The organism is Halomonas sp. OfavH-34-E (assembly GCF_024124525.1).
Lineage (GTDB): Bacteria > Pseudomonadota > Gammaproteobacteria > Pseudomonadales > Halomonadaceae > Halomonas > Halomonas litopenaei.
This window is the reverse complement of the sequence record NZ_JAMXRY010000068.1, coordinates 1-22,194: the sequence shown is the minus strand read 5'-3', so window position 1 is coordinate 22,194 and position 22,194 is coordinate 1. Positions and strand designations below refer to the sequence as shown.

Here is a 22,194-nt window from a genome sequence, read left to right as displayed (position 1 = left end):
CCACCCGCACGTCGGCGATATTCGTGGACGCGGGCTGTTTCTGGGACTCGAGCTGGTGGCGGACCGGGCCAGCCAGGAGCCCTTCGACCCCGACCGACGCCTCAACGCCGCGGTCAAGGCCGCCGCCATGGACCAGGGGCTGATGTGTTACCCCGCCGGCGGTACCCTGGACGGACGCCGTGGAGACCATGTGCTGCTGGCGCCGCCCTATATCGTCGAGGAATATCATCTCGACGAGATCGTCGACAAGCTCGACGCCGCCTTGCAGCAGGCGCTTGGCCAGGTGGGCCATTGAGTCCATGCCTGGCGCTTCGGCCCGCGCAACACCACTGACACACCAGGCCCGCCAAGGGGCGGGCTTGCTACCTTTTTTCCCACGTACAGGATGACAGCATGACCCTTCGTTCCCGCTTGCCCGAGCTTGACGACGCCACCATGAGCGCGGAGCAGCGCCGGGTGCTCGACGATATCCTCAGCGGCCCCCGCGGCAACCTCGATGGTCCTTTCCTGGCCTGGGTGCACAGCCCGCAGCTTGCCGACCATGCCCAGCGCCTGGGCGCCTTCTGTCGCTACCATACCTCGCTTCCGCTGCGCCTCACCGAGCTTGCCATCCTGACCACCGCGGCCTGGTGGAAGTCCCAGGCGGAGTGGCAGATCCACGCCCCCATAGCCCTCAAGGCCGGCCTGTCCGAGTCGGTGGTCGAGGCCTTGCGAGAAGGCCGCCAACCGACCTTCGAGCGCAGCGATGAAGTCATCGTCCATCGCCTGGCCAGCGTGCTGTATCAGCACCGGCGCGTCGATCAGGCCACCTACGACAGGGCTGTGGAGGCCTTCGGCGAGGAGGCCGTGGTGGAACTGGTCGGGGTGCTTGGCTACTACGCCCTTGTGGCGATGACGCTGAACGTGTTCGAGGTTCGCCGAGGCGATGAACCGCTGCCCTTTGACGAACCCTAACCCTTTGCCGAACCCCAGCTCGTTGACGAAGCCGGCCCTTCGTCGAACCCTCCTAGGCGCGCTGACAAGGTGTTTTAGGCTACGCTGAATCAGCGGTACCCTGGCGCTTTCTCGGTGACGCTTTCGCGACCTCCAGCACTCTGCAATCGCCCGTCAGGGCGCCGCCCAGGGAGGGGCCGGCATGGACGACAGTCTTCTGGTATTTATCGTGCTCGGGCTGACGCTGGCGGCGTTCGTCTGGGGGCGGTTTCGTTTCGATCTGGTGGCGCTGGCCTCCTTGCTGGCCTCGGTGGTGCTGGGGCTGGTGCCGGCCGACCAGGCCTTTTCCGGTTTTGGCCATCCGGCGGTGATCACCGTGGTGGCGGTGCTGGTGCTGTCCCGTGGCTTCGAGCGGGCCGGGGTGGTGGACGTGATCGCCGCCCAGGTGCTCAAGGTCGGCGACAGGCTCCTGTACCAGCTATTGGCGCTGACCGGCCTTGTCACCGTGCTGTCGGGCTTCATGAACAACGTGGGGGCGCTGGCGTTGCTGCTGCCGGTGGCCCTGCGGATGTCGCGCGAACACGATACCTCGCCGTCGATCCTGCTGATGCCGCTGGCCTTCGGCTCGCTGCTGGGTGGCCTCACCACCCTGATCGGCACCCCGCCCAACATCATCATCTCGAGCTACCGCGCCAGCGTCGCCGGCGAGCGCTTCAGCATGTTCGACTTCTTCCCGGTGGGCGGCGCCGTGGCACTCGCCGGGGTTGCCTTTATCGTGCTGCTGGGCTGGCGACTGGTGCCAAGGCGCACCGGCCAGGCCAGCCGCGACGCCATGTTCGATACCGCCCACTATCTGGTGGAGGTGCGGGTCGACGCCGATGCCCAGGCCCTGGGCTGGTCGCTGCACAAGCTCAGGCGCAAGCTCGACGACAACGTGCCCGTGCTGGCGCTGGTGCGGGGCGGTCATCGCTACGCCGGTCACTCTTTCTATGGGGTGCTCAAGGAGGGCGACATCCTGCTGCTGGAGGCTGGGCCCGAGGAGCTCAAGGCGCTGGAAGATCGTGCCGGACTGCGGGTCGGTCTGACACCCGAGGAGGCGCCGGATCCTGATGCCGAGCCTACCGATACCGAGCAGAGCAACACCGAGCAGGCCGACAGCGATGACCCGGTGCGGTCCTCGGACAACGCAGCGGCCGCATCGACGTCGGCCCAGCCATTGAACGCAGACGGCGACGCCGGGTCCGCTTCACTGGCCCAGCGTACCCGCCAACTGGTCGACGAGGACGAGCAGGCGCGAGAGCGCCGCATCACCCTGGACGAGACCCGTGAGGCGGCGCGGGGCACCGAGGACGGCGACGAGCGCCAGGACGACAAGGCCCCCGAAGACTTGCACCTGATCGAGGCGGTGGTGCGCAACGACGCCGCCATCAGTGGCCGCACCGCCGCCGAGCTGCGCCTGCACCATCAGTACGGCCTGCACCTGGTGGCGGTGGCCCGTGACGGTGGGCGCCTCAAGCAGCGTCTGCGCGATATTCGTTTTCGGCCCGGCGACGTGCTGCTGCTGCAGGGCGATCCCGAAGGGCTGGGCGAGAGCCTGACGGTGCTTGGCTGCCTGCCGCTGGCAGACCGGCGCCTGACCCTCGGCCAGCCGCGCCAGCTTGCGCTGTCGGTGGGCATCTTTGCCGTCGCCATCACGGCCATGCTGTTCGATCTGCTGCCGGCGGCGGTGGCCTTGTCGCTGGCCGCGCTGGTCACCCTGCTGGTGGGGGTGCTGCCGCTGCGCGAGGGCTATCGCGCCATCGACGGCCCGGTGGTGGTGTTGCTGGGCGCGATGATTCCGGTGGGGCAGTCGCTGGAGTCCAGCGGCGGGGCAGGTCTGATCGCCGATGCGATGCTCGGGCTTGGCAGCCAGTGGCCGCCCATCCTGGTGCTGGCGGGGCTCTTCATGGTCAGCACCTTGCTGTCCAACGTCATCAACAATGCGGCGGCGGCGCTGTTGATGGCGCCCATCGCGGCGAGTCTCGCCAGCGGTTTCGAGCTGTCGCTTGACCCCTTCCTGATGGTGGTGGCGATCAGCGCTTCCTGCGCCTTTCTGACGCCCATCGGCCACCAGTCCAACACCCTGGTGATGGGCCCCGCGGGCTATCACTTCAGCGACTATTGGCGCCTTGGCCTGCCGCTGACCCTGGTGGTGATGGTGGTCGCCATCCCGCTGATCATGCTGGTCTGGCCGCTGCAATAACGGCCAATGAAAACGCCCGGGCTGGGCCCGGGCGTCGTGGTGGTGCGCGAAACGTCGGCGTTACGCGGTGACGTTGTGGTGGTTCATCTTTTCCTTGTCGGTGACGAAGGCGTCGAAGGCGAAGTCGTCCACGCTCAGCATGTCGAGCACCTCGGCCTCGCGCTTGCGCATGAAGTCGGCATCCTCCTCGCTGATCAGTCCTTCCTCGAGCGCGGCTTCCAGGCGTTCTTCCGGGTGCAGCGCCTGCACCGGCAGCTTGCCCTTGGAGTACGCCTTGTTGATCTGGCGATAGAGCACCTCGGCGCGGTCCTGGGTTTCCAGCAGGGCGTTGTAGCGCGCCACCGGGTTGTCCTGGACCTGGTCGTTGCTGTCCCAGGCGCCGACCAAGAGCTTCTTGCGCAGGGCGCTGTCGGTGGACACCGCACGGGCGATGGACCGGGCCAGGTCGTCGTGGGGGCGTGCCCAGCGGCGGCCCAGCGGCATCACCAGCACCTTCAGGGTCTTGCCCAGCGCCCGGTTGGGCAGGTTGTCGAAGACCTCGACGAAGGCGGTCTCGGCGCGGTTGAGCAGGAAGCGGCAGGCGTAGTGCATCAGTTCCGCCTCGCCCTCGACCTTGTCACCCTCGTGCCACTGCTTGATCACCATGCTCACCAGATAGAGGTTGGAGAGCACGTCACCCAGACGCGCCGAGAGCATCTCGCGCTGCTTGAGCTCGGCGCCCAGGCTCGCCATGGCGGCGTCGGCGCACAGGCTGAAGCCGGCGGACAGACGGGCCACGTCCTGGGCGTAAGGGCGGGCGACCTCGTCGAAGGGGCAGGACGGCTTGCCGATGCCCAGGCCCATGGTGAGGGCGCGGGCGGCGTTGCCGAAGATCAGCCCGGCATGGCGGAAGAACGCCCGGTCGAAGGCCTTGGCGTCATCGGCGTCCTTGGCCGCCAGTTCCTCCAGCACGTAGGGATGACAGCGGATCGCGCCTTGACCGAACACCATCAGGTTGCGGGTCATGATGTTGGCGCCTTCCACGGTGATCGCCACCGGGTTGGCGCTGTAGCCGATGCCCAGGTAGTTGCGCGGGCCCAGGGTCACCGCCTTGCCGCCGTGGATGTCCATGGCGTCGGCCAGGATGTCACGCTGGAACTCGGTCAGCTGGCTCTTGAGGATGGTCGATGGCACCGCCGGCGCCTGGCCGTGGTCGATGGTGTTGGCGGTCTGGTAGACCGCCGCCTGGGCGATGTAGGCCTTGGCGGTAAGACGTGCCAGCGGCTCCTGAATGCCCTCCATCTCGGCTACCGGCACATTGAACTGGCGACGGATGCGGGCGAAGCCGCCGGCCCAGCCGATGGCGTAGCGGCCGGTGCCGGTGGCGCCGGAGGGCAGGGTGATGCAGCGACCAACCGACAGGCACTCGATCAGCATGCGCCAGCCTTCGCCGGCCATCTCGGGGCCACCGATGATGGTGTCCAGCGGCACGAACACGTCCTTGCCACGAATCGGACCGTTCATGAAGGGGCTGCCGATGGGGTGGTGGCGACGGCCGATCTCCATGCCGTCGGTATCACGCGGCACCAGCGCGCAGGTGATGCCGAGGTCCTCGGTGTCGCCCAGCAGGTGATCCGGGTCGAACATGCGGAAGGCCAGGCCGACCACGGTGGCGATGGGCGCCAGGGTGATCCAGCGCTTGTTGAAGGTCAGACGCAGGCCCAGCACTTCCTTGCCGTCGATTTCCTGCTTGCACACGATGCCGACGTCCGGCAGCGAAGTGGCGTCGGAGCCGGCACGGGGGCCGGTCAGGCCGAAGCAGGGGATCTCGCGGCCGTCGGCCAGGCGCGGCAGGTAGTGGTCCTTCTGCTCCTGGGTGCCGTACTTGAGCAGCAGCTCACCCGGACCCAGCGAGTTGGGGACACCCACGGTGGACATCAGGGTCTCGTTGACCGCGAGCTTCTGCAGCACCGCCGACTGGGCCTTGGCTGAGAAGCCGAGACCACCGTACTCCTTGGGAATGATCATGCCGAAGAAGCGTTCCTTCTTCAGGTAGTCCCACAGCTCCGGCGGCAGGTCGGCGCGCTCGCGGGCGATGTCCCAGGCGTTGCACATGCCGGCGGCCACGGTGCACTGATGGTCGATGAAGGCGCGTTCCTCGTCGCTGAGGCCGTCATCCTTGAAGTCGAGCAGGCGCTGCCAGTCAGGACGGCCGGAGAACAGCTCACCGTCCCAGGCCACGCTGCCGGCCTCAAGCGCGGTGCGCTCGGTATCCGATACGCGGGGGGCGACCTTCTTGAACATGGCGAACAGACGCGGCGACAGCCAACCTTGGCGCAGCGCCGGCAGGCCGCAGACGGCGATGACGGCGGCGGTGATCAGCAGCAGTACGCCGACGAATTCGGCGTCGAGGACCAGGCCCGCGACCCCGAGAATAGCGGGCAGGGCGGCGGCAGGCGCGGCCCCGGCCTCGCGGCGGGCGATGGCGATAAGGCCAACGACCGCAAAGATGAGCAGGAGCAGGCTGAGCATGGGCGGTTCTCCTTGGAGAGCGATGAGAGGAAGTGTGGTTGTAATAAAACGCCTGTTTGAATTCTTGCAGATTAGCCCATCGCCTGACAACCGGCCATCGAAAACCTTGCCTCTTGCACCATGGTCGAACTAGAGGTCTCTTAGCTGCACAAAAAAGGCCCCGTGAAAGTCACGGGGCCAGGTCGATGTCGTCTAAATCGTGTCGCCGCCAGCGGCAGCTTTTCCGGCGTCAGCCAGGCTGCGCTGTGCTATCAGCACCAGTACCAACACCAGCACCGGCACCGGCACCAGCACCAGCGCGTGCAGAGAGGCGCCGCTCGCTCTGGGTCGGATGGGCCTCCTCGAGCCGGCGCTGCGGCGGCTTCTGGGCCGGGGCGCCGTTGGCCACGTAGTAGGGCGCCTGGCTCGGCGGTAGCGGCTCGCGGCCACGGATCTTGTCGGCCATGCGCTCGGCCAGCATGATCGTCGGCGCGTTGAGGTTGCCGGTGGGAATCACCGGGAACAGCGAGGCGTCGACCACCCGCAGGCTTTCTACCCCGTGCACGCGTCCGGCGCCGTCGACCACGCAGTCGTCTCCGTCGCCCATGCGGCAGGTGCCACAGGGGTGATAAGCGGTCTCGGCGTGGCGGCGCACGAAGGCGTCGAGCTCATCGTCGCTCTGCACGTCCGGCCCCGGCGAGATCTCGCGGCCGCGGAACTCGTCCATGGCTGGCTGGGCGATGATCTCGCGGGTCAGGCGAATGGCGTCGCGGAACTCTTCCCAGTCCTTTTCGGTGGACATGTAGTTGAACAGGATCGAGGGCGCGGCCTTGGGATCGACCGAGGTCAGCCGCACGCGGCCTTCGCTCTGGGAGCGCATCGAGCCGACGTGGGCCTGGAAGCCATGGGCCTGCACCGCGCTCTTGCCGTTGTAGCTGATGGCGATCGGCAGGAAGTGGTACTGCAGGTTCGGCCAGGCTTCCTCTTCGCTGGTGCGGATGAAACCGGCGGCCTCGAACTGGTTGCTGGCGCCCACGCCGCTGCCCTTGAACAGCCACTCGGCGCCGATCGCCGGCTGGTTGTACCACTTCAGCGCCGGGTACAGCGAGATCGGCTTCTTGCACTCGTACTGGATGTACATCTCCAGGTGGTCCTGCAGATGGGCTCCGACGTTGTCGTTGACGTGGACCGCCTCGATGCCGAGCTCCGCCAGCAGGTCCGCCGGGCCGATGCCCGAGCGCTGCAGAATCTGCGGCGAGGCGATGGCGCCGGCGCACAGCAGCACCTCGCGACGGGTGCGCACCTCCTGGGTCTGGCCCTTGCGCTGATAGCGCACGCCCACCGCACGCTTGCCCTCGAACAGGATGACGTCGGTGGTGGCTCGGGTCTCGATGGTCAGGTTGGGGCGCTTCCTGGCCTCGTCCAGATAGCCACGCGCGGTGGAGGCGCGGCGTCCCTGGGGCGTGACGAAGCGGTCCATGGGGCCGAAGCCTTCCTGCTGGTAGCCGTTGACGTCCTCGGTGGCCGGGTAGCCCGCCTGCTGACCCGCCTCGATAAAGGCGTGGTAGAGCGGGTTGTTGCCGGGCTTCGGGGTGGCCACGCACACCGGGCCGTCGCCGCCATGGTAGTCATTGGGGCCGATATCGCGGGTCTCGGCCTTCCTGAAGTAGGGCAGGCAGTTGGCGTAGTGCCAATCCTCGAGCCCGTCGCGCTTGGCCCAGCCGTCATAGTCCAGGGCGTTGCCACGGATGTAGCACATGCCGTTGATCAGCGAAGAGCCGCCAAGGCCCTTGCCGCGACCGCACTCCATGCGGCGATTGTCCATGTGCGGCTCGGGGTCCGTCTCGAAGGCCCAATTGTAGCGCTTGCCCTGCAACGGATAGGCCAGCGCTGCCGGCATCTGGGTGCGAAAGTCGAAGCGGTGGTCCTTGCCGCCGGCTTCCAGCAGCAGGACCTGGACGTCCGGGTCCTCGGTCAGGCGAGTGGCGAGGACGTTGCCGGCGGAGCCGGCGCCGATGATGACGTAGTCGAATTCACGGAGCTGTGACATGTGACGCCTCCCTGAAGGCAATGGGGTGACCGGGTCAGGCGTGACGCGGTGTTCGAGTGCTGTCGCGACGGGCCGGCCTTAGAAGACCGACTCGAAGGGGCCCATTTCGACCTGGACCGACTTGGTCTGGGTGTAGTGGGCCAGGGTCTCGATGCCGTTCTCGCGGCCGACGCCGGACTGCTTGTAGCCACCCACCGGCATTTCGGCCGGGGACTCGCCCCAGGTGTTGATCCAGCAGATGCCGGCTTCCAGGCGGTGGATCAGACGATGCGCACGGTTGAGGCTCTCGGTGAAGACGCCGGCGGCCAGGCCATAGGTGGTGGCGTTGGCGCGCTCGAGCACCTCCTCGTCGGAGTCGAAGCCGAGCACCGACATCACCGGGCCGAAGATCTCTTCGCGCACGATGCGCATGTCATCGGTGCAGTCGGTGAACACCGTGGGGGCCGCCCAGGCGCCCTTGGCCCAATCGCCCTGGTCCCAGGCGTCGCCGCCGGCCAGTACCCGGGCGCCTTGCTGCTTGCCCAGCTCGATGTAGGACAGCACCTTCTCCTGGTGTTCGAAGCTGACCAGCGGACCGAAGTTGACCGAGGGGTCCATCGGGTCGCCGGCCTTGATGCGCGCCACGCGCTCCTTGAGCAGTGCCTCGAAGTCGGCCTTGACGGCGTTGTCGACGAACACCCGGGTGCCGTTGGTGCAGATCTGGCCGCTGGAGTAGAAGTTGGCCATCATCGCCGCGTCGGCGGCACGGACCAGGTCGGCGTCACGGCAGACGATCAGCGGCGACTTGCCGCCAAGCTCCATGGTGACGTCCTTTAGGCTGGAGGCGGCGGAGGCCGACATCACCTTCTTGCCGGTGCCCACCTCGCCGGTGAAGGAGACCTTGGCGATGTCCGGGTGGCCGGTGATCGCCTGGCCCACCTCGGCCTCGCCGTGGACGACGTTGAACACGCCATCGGGCAGACCGGCTTCGGTGAACACCTCGGCCAGGATCATGGTGGTGAGCGGGGTGACCTCGCTGGGCTTGAACACCACGGCGTTGCCGGCGGCGAGTGCCGGGGCGGACTTCCAGCAGGCGATCTGGATCGGGTAGTTCCAGGCGCCGATGGAACCGATGACGCCCAGCGGCTCGCGGCGGGTGTAGACGAAGCTGTCTTCACGCAGCGGAATCTGGCTGCCTTCGATGGCGGCGGCGAGGCCGGCGTAATATTCGAGCACGTCGGCGCCGGTGACGATATCGACGGTGGACGTCTCGCTGAACGGCTTGCCGGTGTTGCGGGTCTCGAGCTCGGCGATCTCGTCGTTACGCTCGCGCAGCAGCGCCACGGCGCGGTTGAGGATGCGTCCGCGCTCCATGCCGGACATCGCGCCCCACACCTTCTGGCCGCGCTGGGCCGCGGCGACAGCGGCGTCCACGTCGGCCTGGCTTGCCACCTGCACGTCGGCCAGGTGGCTGCCATCGTAGGGGTTGGTGACGCTGAAGGTCTCGTTGGAGGTGGCGTCGGTCAGACGGCCGTCGATGTAGAGCTTCTGGAGTTCGAGAGTTGCCATGGCATCCTCCTGTCGAAAGGGCATGTGTCAGCAAGCTGACAGCGATGTCGGGGCGATAAGTGAAGAGCAAGAATGTGCATGCAAGTGGCGCAGGCGTTGAGCCTGCCCACTCGGTCTGCCTGAGATCCGGCTCGAGGCTCGGGGCCTGAGCCGGAAGAGACTCAGGCCGGTTCGGGTTCGTGAGCCGCAGCGGGCGCGTGGCTGTCGAGCAGTCGATTCAGGTACTCCCGAGCCAACTGGCGGGCCTGGACCGCGTCCAGGCCTTCCGGCGACAGGGTGCCGCGTAGCCACAGACCGTCGATCATCGCGGCCAGGCCATTGGCGGCGCGCTGGGCCTCGTGTCGGGGCATCAGCCGGCGAAACTGGTAGCACAGGTTGGCGTACAGCCGCCGGTCGTTGATCTTCTGCAGCCGTTGCAGGTCGGCCTTGTGCATCGAGTTGGCCCAGAAGGCGAGCCAGGTGCCGGCAGCGCGGGCGTTGGTCTGGGAGGCGTCGAAGTTGCCGTCGATGATCGCTTCCAGATGGGCACGGGGGCTTGTGTCGCTCAGCGCCTTGCGCCGCGCCGCCACGGCCTGGCCCAGGTCATGCTGGATCTGGCGCATAGTCGCCTCCAAGAGGCCATCCTTGCCACCGAAGTAGTGGCTGATGATGCCGGCGGAGACCCCGGCGTGGCGGGCGATGCGCATGATGGTGGCATCGGCAAGCCCCACCTCGTGGATCGCCGCCATGGTCGCCTGGATCAGCTGCTGGCGGCGGATCGGCTCCATTCCTACCTTGGGCATGACAGACCTCCGTGCCGTTCGCCCTCGAACATTGAGGTGCCCGAGAGGTGAATCTGTTGATGCGCGTCTCGAGCGATATCGTGCTCAAGAGTTGAATCTAGTGACTTGCTCCTCGAGGCACCCCCGAGGTTAGGATGTAGAGAGTATGCCTTTTATTGATTGGACGTTCAATCAAAATCTGGTCGATTCAACGGCACAGTCGTGAACAGGCCACCATACTGCAACCGATAACCTCAACAAGGAGTGCATCATGACGACCCCGACGATTCCCGCTCTGTCCGTACTGGCGGCTGCCATCGCCGGCCTTGCCGCCCCCCAGGCGATGGCCGCCGATGACAGCTGCCAGCCGGTGCGTTTCGCCGAAGTCGGCTGGACCGACATCACCGCCACCACCGCCTTGACCACCGAAGTGCTGAAGGCCATGGGCTACGAGACGCGTATCGACACCGTCTCGGTGCCGATCGCCTACTCGGGCATGAAGAACGACGACTTCGATGTCTTTCTCGGCAACTGGATGCCGTCCATGGCGTCCATCAGCGACCCCTACGTCGAGCAGGGTGATGTCGACCGCCTGGGGGCCAACCTGGAAGGGGCCAAGTACACCCTGGCGGTGCCGCAGTATGTTTACGACGCCGGTGTCACCTCGGTGGCGGATCTCGACGAGCACGCCGACAAGTTCAACAGCGAACTCCACGGCATCGAGGCCGGAAATGACGGCAACGAGCTGATCCAGCAGATGATCGACGATGACGCCTTTGGGCTCGGCGACTGGTCGCTGATCGACTCGAGCGAGGCCGGCATGCTGGCGGAGCTGCGTGCCCGCGTCCCCGACGAGACATGGATGGTGTTCCTCGGCTGGGAGCCGCATCCCATGAACACCAACTTCGACATGGCTTACCTGGAAGGCGCCGACGACTACTTCGGCCCCGACCTGGGCGGTGCCACCGTCTACACCAACACCCGCGCAGGCTACACCGACGCTTGCCCCAACGTCGGTGCGCTGCTCAGCAACCTGAGCTTCACCCTGGAGATGGAAAACCAGCTGATGGGCACCATCATGGATGACGGCACCGCCCCGGACGAGGCCGCCCGCGACTACCTCAAGGCCAACCCGGAGCTGCTCGCCTCCTGGCTCGAAGGCGTGGAGACCGCCGATGGCGAGCCAGCCCTCGAGGTGGTCAAGGCGGAGTTGGGTGTTGAATAAGCCAGCACTGGGGCGCTGAACAAGCCAGCACTGGGGCGCTGAACAAGCCTGAGCTGACTGTCTAACAAGCCCAGAGCGTTCCAGGCCGGGGGAGAGCAGGCAGGCCCGCCGTCGAAAATTTCGCAGGCGGGCTTGCCAAGTTCATGAACGGTGTGCATAATTCTCCCCCGTCGACACGGCGCTTTTGCCGCACGACGACCCAAAAGGCTACGTAGCTCAGTTGGTTAGAGCACATCACTCATAATGATGGGGTCCCCTGTTCGAGTCAGGGCGTAGCCACCAGGATTTAGAAAGCACCCGCTGACCCCGGTCAGCGGGTGCTTTCGTATGCGTCGGTTTTTTGCCTCCCGTCAGCCATCGTCTGGCACTGCCTTTCAGCGTTTGTGACCCGCCCGCATCTGGCCGGTGGGCGAGGGGCTAACGTGCAGGGCAGAACTTCAGGGCAGGGCTTCAGGATAGGGCTTCAGGATGTGCAGTGCATCGTGACGGCAGCCAGAGCCGCCCCGAACCCAGGTTACGAGGCGGATCAGCGGGTTAAGCCAGTCCTTGGGTCAACAAAAGCGCAACCGGGCTTGACGATCTCGGAGCGATCCGTATACTACGCCCCGTGCTTGAGGCGATTCCCCGATAGCTCAGTTGGTAGAGCAAATGACTGTTAATCATTGGGTCGCAGGTTCGAGTCCTGCTCGGGGAGCCAACCGCAACGGTTGATCCCGCGTCACGCACCGACAATTCAAGGTAATTCCCCGATAGCTCAGTTGGTAGAGCAAATGACTGTTAATCATTGGGTCACAGGTTCGAGTCCTGTTCGGGGAGCCATCTTGCCTTGCAGCATTACTGACATTGTCGCCAAGCTTGAAGTACTGCACATCGTTGTTCCCCGATAGCTCAGTTGGTAGAGCAAATGACTGTTAATCATTGGGTCACAGGTTCGAGTCCTGTTCGGGGAGCCAGTGCTGATTTTCGGTGTTTTTCCTTTCCTGCCGTCTCTTCTCTTTATTGAAACTATCCGGGATTTCCGTCCCAGGATTTGCTTCATGCTTTGCGTTTTTCTGCCGCACTCTTGCGGAGGCTTGCGATGCCTGAGCGTAAAAAGCGGTGTCGCAGCAAGTTTGCGCTTGGGGCGAAGCGTTCTCTCTAGCCTGTCTGCCAAGTCACCTTTTTAGTTCTCGCTCGCACTGGCCGAGATCGGTTTCCAGCCCTTCCCTGATCGATTCGCCCATGGCCGGTAGGGAAGCCAGGTGGAGGCTTTCCAGGATGGCACGCCAGTCATCTTCCGCCAGCAAGACGGCGTCACCTCTTCTACCGGTGATGAAAATAGGTTCGTGGCTTTCCAATGCCTTGTCGATCAAGGCTTCGAGCTCAGCGCGAGCATTCTCGACGGTTACTGTAGTCATCGGCCACCTCCTGTTGGATAAGCTTAGGACAAGATGGGCATCTGGCCGTCAGGCCGCCCGACTTAGATAGCGTTGTTGGCACCCGCGTATGATTCAGCAAAAAAATCGCCCTCGTTGCCTGATCGGCAACGAGGGCGATGTCGTTTCTGCGTGGGGAGGGTGCTGGTGGTCAGCCAATGTGTGGCTTTATCACCTCAGCCCATCGCAGCGGCCCGGTTCCTCGCCCGCTTGCGCAGGGCAATGACGATGGTGGTGCCCAGAAGCAGCACGGCGATGGCGATCAGGCTTGCGCTGATCGGGCGCGAGAAGAAGATGCCGAGATCGCCCTGGGACATCGCCAGCGAGCGACGCAGCTCGCTCTCGGCGATGGGGCCGAGCACCAGGCCAAGGATGATCGAGACCAGCGGGAACTTGATCTTCTCCAAGAGGAAGCCGAGCACACCGAAGCCAAGCATCAGCCAGACGTCGAACATCGAGTTGCGCACCGAGTAGGTACCGACGATGCAGCACATCAGGATGATCGGGCCCAGCGCCGAGTAGGGCACGTTAAGCAGCCGGGTGAACAGTTTGATGAACGGCTTGGAGAACGCCAGGATCATGAAGTTCACCACGAACAGCCCAGCGAACACCGCGTAGATCAGGTCGCTCGAGGTCAGCATGAACATCGGCCCCGGCTGCAGGCCATGCATGATGAAGGCGCCGAGGATGATCGCGGTGGTACCGCTTCCCGGAATCCCGAGCGCGAACAGCGGCACCAGGGCGCCCATGGCGGCGGCGTTGTTGGCGGCCTCCGGTGCAGCGATACCTTCCGGTGCGCCCTTGCCGAACTTCTCTGGGTGCTTGGACCAGCGCACGGTCTCGCTGTAGCTGACCATGGCGGCGGTGCTGGCGCCGATGCCCGGCAGGATGCCGATGATGACGCCAAGGATGGATGAGCGCGACAGGGTGACGCCGATCTTCTTCAGGATGGGGGCGTCGAAGATCTTGATCTTGACCTTGGTCAGCGGTTGTTCGGCGTCACGGCTCAGGGAGCGCTTCATCACCTCGGACACCGCGAACAGGCCGACGATCACCGGAATCAGCCCGACCCCCTCGGCCAGGTTGAGGTTGTCAAAGGTATAGCGGCTGGTTCCGGTGAGCGGGTCGATGCCGATGGTGGCGATCAACAGGCCCAGGGTGGCGCCGATCAAGCCGAGGATCAGCCGGCCACCGAGGGAGGCCACCACGGTCAGGCCGAGGATGGCGAGTGCGAAGTACTCGGGGGAGGAGAACTTCAGCGCCACCGAGGCCAGCATCGGGGTGAAGATGATCAGCGCGATGGTGCCGACCAGCCCGCCCACCGCCGAGCTCAGCACGCCGATGCCCAGCGCCTTGCCGGCCTCGCCCTGCTGGGTCATGGGGTAGCCGTCGAAGGCCGTCATCACCGCCTCCGGGGTGCCCGGGGCGCGATAGAGGATGGCGGTGATCAGCCCCGAGAAGACGGTGGAGCCGTAGATGGCGGTCAGCAGCATGAACGCCTGGGTGGGCTCCATGCCGTAGGTGACCGGCAGCAGGATGACCACCAGGATCACGCCGCTGATGCCCGGCAGCGCGCCACCGATAAAGCCGATGAACACGGCCGAGGTCAGGATCAACAGGTTCATGGGCTGGAAGACCACGCCTAGCCCACTGAGAAAACTCTCCAGCATCGTCAGCTCCCGCGAAATACTGGTGGAAAATCGTACCGGCTGGGTGTCATGGCAGGGGGATGCCCAGCAGGGTGGAGAACACGCCCTGGATCAGCGCAACGGCGATGACCACGGTGGCAAGCAGGGCCGCCCAGTGGCGCGCGCCAAGCAGCAGGGTGCAGGCCAGGGTGAAGATCACGGTGGCCAGCAGAAAACCGATGGCCGGCATCAGCAGGGTGTAGGCAACGGTGGTGCCCATCAGCCACCAGTGGCGGTTGGCGGCAAGAAACCCAGGGTTAAGAGCAACGTCAGCGGCTTCGGTGGTGCTGTCGGTAACGTTGTCGGTGGCGCTGTCGGTGGCGCTGGCCTGGCCGGCGTCAGCCTGTTGGCCGGGGTCAGTCGCTGGGGCTTTCTCCATCGAAGCCTTGGCCTCGGCGTCGCTGGCACGCTCTTTGGCCTGGCTCATGCGGGTGGAGACCAGCAGGGTCGCCGACAGCACGATCAGCAGGAGCAACAGCGACAGCGGCCACAGGCGCGGGCCGATAAAGGTCGAGACGTCCTCGGAGCTCGGGAAATCAAGCGTCGGCACCAGGGTGACGGCGGCCAGTACCAGCAGCAGGACGGCAAAGACGGTGAACTTGGTATGCATGGTGAGGCTCGGTTCACGGCGGGCCAGCGGGAGCGAGTCCCGTCAGCGCAAGGTGAGGGGCCGGGTAGTACCCGGCCCGCCAGTCCACGGGATCAGGTGTTTTCCAGAAGCCGCGTGTAGAGTTCCAGGTTCTGCTCGAGCTTCTCGCGGTAGTCGTCGCTACCCAGCCAGCCCTCGCGGTAGTGCAGGTTCACCCGCTCTTCATACTCCTGGTAGGTCTCGGAGTCGTAGACGCTCTTCAGTGTGGATTCGAGCTTCTCGACGATGGCGTCCGGGGTGTCGGCGTGGACGAAGATGCCGCGCTCGTTGCCGTCGGTCAGGTCCCAGCCGTTCTCGACGGTGGTGGGGATGTCCGGGAAGTTCTCCAGACGCTCTTCGGCGAACACCAGGATCGGCATCATCTCGCCGGATTCCATGTAGCTCAGCACCGAGCTGATCTCGCCGAACAGGCCATCGATGTTGCCGCCCATGACGTTGGCGGCGACGCTGCCTTCCTCGTCGTAGGGGATGAAGCTGATGTCCAGGCCGGTGGCGTCACGGAACGACAGGAAGGCCATGCGGTCGGGGCTGGCCGCGTGGGTGCCGCCGATGATGACCTGGCCCGGGTTGGCTTTGGCGTGCTCCATGAAGGCGTCGAAGTCGGCGTACTTGTCCGGATCGACGATCAGCGTCATCACGTCGGACTGCATGCGCGCCACCGGGGTGAGCTGGTCGAGGCCGGTGGGGTTCTGGCCGGCGGCAAGCGAGGTGACCAGGGTCGAGGAGGCGAAGTCCAGGGTGTGGCCGTCGGCGTCGCCGTTGGCGGTACGCTGGTGGGCCAGGGCGCCGGAGGCGGACGGCAGGTTGACCACCGTCACGCGGGTGTCCATGGCCTCTTCAAGCAGCGGCTTGATGGTGCGCGCGAAGTTGTCGGTGCCGCCACCGGCGCCGGCGGCGACCAGGAACTGCAGCGGCTTGGAGGGGAAGTCGGCCGCCTCGTCGGCGGACAGCGCGGCGGGGCTCGCAACGACGAGCGACAGGCCGAGGGCGCTGGCGGTGATGATCGCGTTTCGGGTGATCATGGCGTTCTCCTGGGGGTGGTTGTTGTGGTTGAGCATGGGCGTCTGCCCAGTGGTTGCCAGGTGGCCCGACATGACGTCAGGCCGGTTCGGAGGAAGATTCGGCGGTGGAGAAGAACATCGCGTCCTGCTCGCGGCGAAGGTGGAGCAAGGTGGAATCCGGCAGTTGTACGTCGGCCACGCTGATCAACTGTCCTGCAGCCACATCGCGCTTGAGGGTGGCGCCGGGCAGCAGATAGAAGGGCACCGGGGTGGCATCGACCAGTGCAGCGGCGGGGTGCACCTCGGGCTGAAGGCCGGCAATGTGGCGATGATGGCCCTTCATCTCAAGCTCCTGCCCCTTGCTGAGTGACACCGTGGCGCGGGCGACCAGGTCAACCGCCGGGCGGGTGGCCTGGCCGCCGCCGGAGGGCAGGCCCTTGAGCACGGCGTCGAGCAGCGAGATCGGCGCCTCCAGGCCCAGCAGGTGGCGCGGCAGGTAGACCATGGCGCTTTTCTTGCTGCGACTCAGGATATGGCCCTTGCCGTCCAGCACCTCCCAGGCGTGGGCGTCCTCGCAGCGCACCACCACAAAGACGCCACCGGCGAAGCTCAGCTCGTCCGGGCGGCGCAGGCAGTTGAACACCTCCAGACGCCCCGTGCCGGAGAGCACGCCGCCGTTGCCTTCCAGATCCAGCAGGGTCGGCACCTCATGGGTACGCAGCACCAGGGCGTGGAAGGCAGGGTGGTCGGGGGTAAGGCCGGTGGCGTTGGCCACATTGGTCATCTCGCACAGGTCCGGTGCGGAGATCTGCGGGATGGCGCTCAGGTGCTCGCCACGGGCGCGCACCACGCTGCGCTCGTCGCCCTCGGGCAGCGTCCACAGGTCGGCCATGTCCGGGGCGTCGAAGCGGATGCCGTTGCACCAGATCGCCTGATCCGCCTCGTCCCAGACAAAGTCGTATTCGCTGCTCTTGCCGGCGGCAATGATCTCGAAGCCGAGCGTCTGGGCCCAGGTCACCAGGCCGATCAACAGACTCGGTTGATCACCGTCCAGCGGAGTGAACAGGCGGCCGTGGCGGTTACCCAGGCGGGTCAGGTAGGGGCCGACCACCGATTCGGTTTCCTTGGTGGCGATACCGACGTGCTTGCCGGCCTTGAGCGCACTGGCCGCGTGGGCGGCACCGGCGTTTGGTATACCGGTGCTTTCCACCAGAATGTCGAAATCCAGGTGCTTGACCACTTCGAGATCGCCACAGGCGACAAACTTACCCGCCTGCCAGGCGTCGTTTGCCTCGTCCGACGTTTGGCATACCGCAATCTGCGAGGCCGGAATGCCGGCCTTCTCGAACGCCTGGGCGGCCGTCTCGGCGCTGATGTCCACCGCGATACGCGCGTTCATGCCGGGCATCTGCTGGGCCTGACGGAGGATGCCGCGACCGAAATCGCCAGCGCCCGCGACGCATGCCTCGACGGTGGTGGCGGTATCAAAGTGGTGAAGGTAATTCATGGTCGTAGAGCGTCTCCGTGCTGGCCTGGCCCACCGCTGGCGCGATGCCGGGGGGGCTGCCTGAGCGGGTTGAAGGCCTCGGTCTGGAAGGATCGGGCGGGATCAAGATGCAGAGAAATGTAGTGGTATACCATTTTGATGGTCAAACGATTGGGGCATAGACCTTGGTCGCATAAGACAAAAAATGTGCGTTATATCGTTGAATAACAACGAATAAATGAAGTGAGACAAACCGCGTAAATGTTTGCCCGTCAAAAAACGGTATGCCATTCTTTAGATATCGAAGACCATGACGGCGATAACGATGGACGAAGCGGCAGTGGACGCACGCGAAGGACTGGTGGAGAAGGTCGCCAACTACCTGCGTGAACATATCGTGATGGATCACTTCCAGCCCGGACAGCGGCTGCCCGAGCGCAAGCTGGCCGAAGAACTGGACGTCTCGCGCACCCCCATGCGCGAGGCGTTCAAGATCCTCGCAGCAGAAGGGTTGGTGGTCATCTCCCCACGCCGGGGTGCGGTGGTCGCCGACGTCAGCCCCCAGGACGTGCAGGAAAAGGCCTACGTGCTGAGCGTGCTGGAGCAGTCAGCCGCGGAGCTCTGCTGCACCAATGCCAGCGACGACGACATCGCCGAACTGCAGGCCCTGCACTTCGAGATGAAGGCCGCCTTCCTGCGACGCGACCGCCAGAACTACTTTCGCCTGAACCAGGCGATCCACAACCGCATCGTCTCGCTCTCCGGCAACAACTCCCTGATCGAGATTCACGCCACACTTAGCCGACAGCTCTACCGAGTGCGTTATCTTTCCAACCTGAAAAACGAGAAGTGGTCCGTCGCCATGGACGAGCACGAAGCCATCATGGCCGCCCTGGAAGCCCGCGACGGCAAGCAAGTGGGCAACGAACTGCGCAACCACCTCGGCAAGACCTGGATGAAGTACGCCAACCCCGCACCCAAGGACCAGCCTCTCGCCGATGTTGACACCGAGAGCGGCCAATAGGTGAGGTAGGTGCGGCAGGCGACGCCGGCCAGCCAAGGGCGTGATAGCGAGACACTGATGGGCAGGATGCAGAGCAGGTGAAGTAATGACGCTAAACGAATATCGAGCGAAGGGGAGGGGCCGGCTAACTCCGTCCATCAGCCGAGCCAAGAAGCTACGTCCGCTTCGAGCCTTTGCGGTCAGAGAGTGATTAGCCGTCAATCGGCGGGCGGGAATTGCTGCTTTTGGTGAAGGACCCGCATGATCCGGATATCTGAGCCTGCCAACTGATAGGAGATCAGAAGCGATACTTCCGGAAGGATTAGCAAGCGACCAGGAATACCTTGGCGCTCTACGCCGAGTAGCGGTTGCAGCATCAGCAGTTCTGCCCTTTCCTCGATCTGGCCATCAGTCCGTTCGGCAACCACAGGATTGAACTGGTAGAGGAAGTCGAAAATGGCTTCACGCCTTGTCAGACCCTCTTCTTCCCTTGGAATCGCCGATTACCGGGGCAAGGTCACGGGCGCGGATCCGTGACTTTCGTTCTGCCATCCGGGATTTTGCGGTTTCATGATCGACAAAGGTCGCTGCACCGGCTTCGGGCCTGTCAAACGCTCGCTTGACCTGAAGCGATAACCAGTCATGGTGTGACGTTGCTTGGCGCTGTTGCTTGGCGCTGTTGCTCGGCGAGTTGTTCTGCCAATTCCCTGCAGGCGTCACTGAGCGTACGCCCCTGGCTCTCTGCCATCTGCTGGGCTAGGCGCTTAGTCTCTTCATCGATGCGAAACTGTACACGGGTATCCATCTGAAGCCTCGCAGCTCATTCTGACGTATTCACGTATATTGGCTCGTTTTGGTACTCAGTATGGCAACCCAGGCCCGCTTGCCGCGCTGGGTGTGAATACGCTTCCTGGTAGCGATACCTGGAAGCGTTGCCTCACAGGCGCGCGGAGTCGTTCCGGTCAATGGCGGCAAGGTTCGGTGGTGGATCAAAAACGCATCGCGGTTACCTAGCGCCGAGCTGAACAAGCTATACCACCCATCCGCCATATGCGAGTGATTGCTTGCTCGCGCTGGGCATGGCTGTCGTACCAGTATCAAATCCCTATACCCGATTCAGACGCAAGCAAGTGCTTCCAAAAAGCGGTTTCCGAAATTCGACAGTTTGTAAGACTTAAGCCAAAAAACGCGTAAATTCGTTCCCATTCCTCACATCTTTTGTCTATTCTGCTGCTATTGGCACATGCCAAACTCTAAACAGTGCCGCTAAGAGCACGAAAATAACGATCATGCGCAGGGATAGGAAAGCCGACTATGGCCAAGGGATGACCAGCCAACGCTAATCTGACGTTCAATGCAGGCGCCTTGCCGCCTGTTTGGCAGCGTACTGCCGTTTCGGTTACCCGCCCTCAATTCCTTCCGTACTCGTGATCGCACAGCGGCCTTCGCCGCCTGGGTGGTCATGTCGTATGGCCGCCGTGGCGGTAGCGTGCCTGTCCGATAGTTCATGGGTGAATGGGAGGTAGGCCTTTCTCTTGGCCGTATGACTTCGCCGTTTCTCTGCGTGTATACGAAACTAGGCATAGGATTTACAGGCATGCTCGAAGTGATGCATCAGAGGGCGAGTTTATAACGCACAAGCGCTTTAAAGTTACGGACAATCAATGGGTTTGTAATCACTGAAGAGCGATTTTTGGCATGCGCACTTTGAACATGATTATGCGCGTATTCTCTCAGATGACCCCGAATTAGAGTAAAAGAATTACGAAGGGTTTTAGAGGCATAAACTGGAATGTAGACAGATACATGTGGAAGAGAAATGAGAGTCCCTATGAATAAAAAAAGTTGGTTGCACTAGGAGGCCTCGTGTCGTCTTATCTTGAGAAAAACTTTGAAGAATGGAAAGAAATCAGAAGTCGGGTAGATTCAATCATCAATGGTGTTTTTATTTTAGCGGGTGGGGGACTATCACTGTCGATCTCAATAATCCTTGGAAACAAAGGCTCAGGTATCATCACAAACGAAGTTCAGTGCGTGACAGCTATAGCATGGTGGTGCCTGTTAGCGTCTGTGATCTTTGCAGTACTCCTCAAAGCATACATGGTGCTAGAAGCATTCTTGTTACAAATAAATTCCCAGTGGGTTGATAAGCATCTAAAACTGCTCAACTCCATTGGCTGGGTGATCGGAATTTTTGTATTTTTCACCCTAGCGTCAGGCCTCTGTCTTATGGTTTACGGTGCACAAATTGCAGTTCAAGCGTAGACGATCGCACCCAACCAGACGCTCAAGCCGACTGCCATGCATCCGCTTCGCTGCAGCACGGCAGCAGCTTAACTTAGGCGTTAGTTTTCAGGAGAATAAAATTGCATCCTCGTTTAAGAAAATTAGTTAAAACAAGAAATTTTAATTCAGCATTCTGTCAGATTATTTTTGTTACAGTTTTTTTTGGGATAGTTGGTTTGATTTTTCATTTGCAAGAAGGTAAAGACTCTGCTACAAACCTTATTACGTTAGCCAATAATACGCTTAAGTTCGGTGCTTGGTTTTTTTTAGGCTATGGAACCTTGCAAGCCTTAGGGCGGAAAATCGAATTTGAAAACATCGAAAACGCAGTTAATCAGGCTGATATCTCTTCTCAATATTTAAGTTTTGATGTGCAAACTAATGCTGAGGAAACTAAAATTTCTGAAGATAAAAACACAGTCTACAAAGAAAAAATCAATGACTTAGTTAAAATTGAAAAAGATGACCAAGCTATATTCAAGATGTATATGGTTGGTATTGTTTTATTTTTAATCACAAGCCTTGTAGATATTGTGCTTCCCGCATTCAAAAACTAAAAACTGTTCAAGAGTGATTCGCAACGCGTGGCATTTTTTCCATGCGCTGTGTTTGGTTGTTCAGGTGGTATGCGGGAGCATCGGTATTCCGTTGCTCACACCTTAACAGGGCGTTAAGTATATTATTTAAATTCGGAGAAATATTAGAGAATTAATATATTTATTGCGCCTCCTGATATGCATCTCGACAAGGGGCTTGGTATCTCGGCTTGGCGTTTTAGAGAGGCAGCTAAAGTTCTAATCGGCTCAGAGAATAATCGAGACCTTCTATCTCCGATAGGCTATTTACAGCGTCATGCAATGGAGCTTTATTTAAAGTTGATGATTTACATACTTAAAAAAAAGTACAACATTTTCTTCGGAGACAATTTTAGCTTTGATAACTCAGCTATCTTAATTAATAACAAGTGGCGTCCAATGTCCAATACTCATAACTTAAATGTCTTATGCAGCTATTTTAAGTCTGTCTACCAGTCAATCCTTGATCATCTTCCAAGTAGTACTGATTGGACATTGAGCCCTAACCTAGAGAAGCAGATAAAACTAATAAGTGGCTATGATCCCAAAAGTACGTATTTCCGATACCCTCAATCCACAAGCAAAAATTAGAAAAAGTCGACAGTTCAGCCAATGGATCTTGAGTCTTCGCTTAAAAGTGCCGACTGGATCGTGAACGAGGGTGCGGTGCGATACCACCGCTGGTGGACAGAACACGATGTACCGATCCTGGATTCTGACAAAGTAGCCGACTGACCTCACTTAACGATTGACCTGCTTGCCACTGCTCCCAGAGTAACTGCTTCTGGTTTGCGGAGAGTCCTCCTGGCCGTCCTCGTCTTGCCATATCGTTCCCTGTCGGG

At 62.2% G+C, this 22,194-nt stretch carries 18 protein-coding genes and 4 tRNA genes; 11 read left to right on the top strand and 11 right to left on the bottom strand.

The genetic code is table 11. The features are described from left to right. The 3 genes from NH448_RS21120 to NH448_RS21110 all read left to right on the top strand — a co-directional run. The coding region (locus tag NH448_RS21120; RefSeq protein ID WP_253029393.1) for an aminotransferase class III-fold pyridoxal phosphate-dependent enzyme at positions 1-295 on the top strand (295 nt) is incomplete at its 5' end. A 98-nt stretch (positions 296-393) separates the two neighbouring features. Next, a complete protein-coding gene (locus NH448_RS21115) occupies positions 394-954 on the top strand; it encodes a carboxymuconolactone decarboxylase family protein (protein ID WP_045994599.1) in 561 nt (186 codons plus the stop codon). Positions 955-1,135: 181 nt separating this feature from the next. Further along, positions 1,136-3,175 carry an SLC13 family permease gene (locus NH448_RS21110; protein WP_108132968.1) on the top strand — a complete coding sequence of 680 codons (2,040 nt, stop codon included), beginning with the start codon at positions 1,136-1,138 and terminating at the stop codon, positions 3,173-3,175. 60 nt (positions 3,176-3,235) lie between these two features. Here NH448_RS21110 and NH448_RS21105 read toward each other — a convergent pair whose 3' ends face one another. The 4 genes from NH448_RS21105 to betI form a co-directional block, all read right to left on the bottom strand. Next, a complete protein-coding gene (locus tag NH448_RS21105; protein WP_253029392.1) occupies positions 3,236-5,686 on the bottom strand; it encodes an acyl-CoA dehydrogenase in 2,451 nt (816 codons plus the stop codon). A 229-nt stretch (positions 5,687-5,915) separates the two neighbouring features. Beyond that, a complete protein-coding gene (gene betA / locus NH448_RS21100) occupies positions 5,916-7,715 on the bottom strand; it encodes a choline dehydrogenase (RefSeq protein WP_253029391.1) in 1,800 nt (599 codons plus the stop codon). A 78-nt stretch (positions 7,716-7,793) separates the two neighbouring features. Next, a complete protein-coding gene (betB, locus tag NH448_RS21095; RefSeq protein WP_253029390.1) occupies positions 7,794-9,263 on the bottom strand; it encodes a betaine-aldehyde dehydrogenase in 1,470 nt (489 codons plus the stop codon). 161 nt (positions 9,264-9,424) lie between these two features. Next, positions 9,425-10,045, bottom strand: a complete 621-nt coding sequence (gene betI / locus NH448_RS21090; RefSeq protein WP_213229620.1) for a transcriptional regulator BetI — start codon at positions 10,043-10,045, stop codon at positions 9,425-9,427. 322 nt (positions 10,046-10,367) lie between these two features. On the opposite strand from betI, the gene NH448_RS21085 reads away from it, so the two are divergent. The 5 genes from NH448_RS21085 to NH448_RS21065 all read left to right on the top strand — a co-directional run bounded on the left by NH448_RS21085 (position 10,368) and on the right by NH448_RS21065 (position 12,202). After that, positions 10,368-11,249 carry a choline ABC transporter substrate-binding protein gene (locus tag NH448_RS21085; RefSeq protein WP_253029394.1) on the top strand — a complete coding sequence of 294 codons (882 nt, stop codon included), beginning with the start codon at positions 10,368-10,370 and terminating at the stop codon, positions 11,247-11,249. Positions 11,250-11,454: 205 nt separating this feature from the next. Then, positions 11,455-11,531: transfer RNA gene (locus tag NH448_RS21080), tRNA-Met, on the top strand. A gap of 339 nt (positions 11,532-11,870) precedes the next feature. Then, positions 11,871-11,946, top strand: a tRNA-Asn gene (locus tag NH448_RS21075). A 46-nt stretch (positions 11,947-11,992) separates the two neighbouring features. Further along, positions 11,993-12,068: transfer RNA gene (locus NH448_RS21070), tRNA-Asn, on the top strand. Positions 12,069-12,126: 58 nt separating this feature from the next. Then, positions 12,127-12,202: transfer RNA gene (locus NH448_RS21065), tRNA-Asn, on the top strand. A 201-nt stretch (positions 12,203-12,403) separates the two neighbouring features. Here NH448_RS21065 and NH448_RS21060 read toward each other — a convergent pair. From NH448_RS21060 to NH448_RS21040, 5 genes are all read right to left on the bottom strand, one after another. Further along, the gene (locus tag NH448_RS21060) at positions 12,404-12,646 is read right to left on the bottom strand and encodes a type II toxin-antitoxin system Phd/YefM family antitoxin (RefSeq protein WP_253029389.1); all 243 of its coding nucleotides are present in this window, start codon (positions 12,644-12,646) and stop codon (positions 12,404-12,406) included. A gap of 194 nt (positions 12,647-12,840) precedes the next feature. Beyond that, the gene (locus tag NH448_RS21055; protein WP_045994605.1) at positions 12,841-14,334 is read right to left on the bottom strand and encodes a tripartite tricarboxylate transporter permease; all 1,494 of its coding nucleotides are present in this window, start codon (positions 14,332-14,334) and stop codon (positions 12,841-12,843) included. A 46-nt stretch (positions 14,335-14,380) separates the two neighbouring features. Beyond that, entirely contained in the window at positions 14,381-14,962 is a 582-nt protein-coding gene (locus NH448_RS21050; RefSeq protein WP_253029388.1) for a tripartite tricarboxylate transporter TctB family protein, read from the bottom strand. Between the two features lie 92 nt (positions 14,963-15,054). Beyond that, entirely contained in the window at positions 15,055-16,023 is a 969-nt protein-coding gene (locus tag NH448_RS21045; RefSeq protein WP_045994607.1) for a tripartite tricarboxylate transporter substrate binding protein, read from the bottom strand. Between the two features lie 76 nt (positions 16,024-16,099). Then, positions 16,100-17,509: a flagellar biosynthesis protein FlgA gene (locus NH448_RS21040; protein ID WP_253029387.1), complete on the bottom strand. Its 1,410-nt coding sequence runs from the start codon at positions 17,507-17,509 to the stop codon at positions 16,100-16,102. 289 nt (positions 17,510-17,798) lie between these two features. Between NH448_RS21040 and NH448_RS21035 the strand changes: the two genes are divergently transcribed. After that, positions 17,799-18,512, top strand: a complete 714-nt coding sequence (locus NH448_RS21035; protein ID WP_253029386.1) for a GntR family transcriptional regulator — start codon at positions 17,799-17,801, stop codon at positions 18,510-18,512. 197 nt (positions 18,513-18,709) lie between these two features. Here NH448_RS21035 and NH448_RS21030 read toward each other — a convergent pair whose 3' ends face one another. Together NH448_RS21030 and NH448_RS23730 are read right to left on the bottom strand one after the other, a co-directional pair. Further along, the gene (locus tag NH448_RS21030; protein WP_306169410.1) at positions 18,710-18,949 is read right to left on the bottom strand and encodes a type II toxin-antitoxin system RelE/ParE family toxin; all 240 of its coding nucleotides are present in this window, start codon (positions 18,947-18,949) and stop codon (positions 18,710-18,712) included. Between the two features lie 182 nt (positions 18,950-19,131). Further along, positions 19,132-19,239 (bottom strand): hypothetical protein, encoded by a 108-nt coding sequence (locus tag NH448_RS23730; RefSeq protein WP_366078352.1) that lies wholly within the window; start codon positions 19,237-19,239, stop codon positions 19,132-19,134. 1,118 nt (positions 19,240-20,357) lie between these two features. Between NH448_RS23730 and NH448_RS21020 the strand changes: the two genes are divergently transcribed. Continuing rightward, positions 20,358-20,756: a hypothetical protein gene (locus tag NH448_RS21020; protein ID WP_253029385.1), complete on the top strand. Its 399-nt coding sequence runs from the start codon at positions 20,358-20,360 to the stop codon at positions 20,754-20,756. 101 nt (positions 20,757-20,857) lie between these two features. After that, complete coding sequence (locus NH448_RS21015; protein ID WP_253029384.1) at positions 20,858-21,334, top strand: hypothetical protein; 477 nt, start codon at positions 20,858-20,860, stop codon at positions 21,332-21,334. The last annotated feature ends 860 nt before the right edge of the window (positions 21,335-22,194 follow it).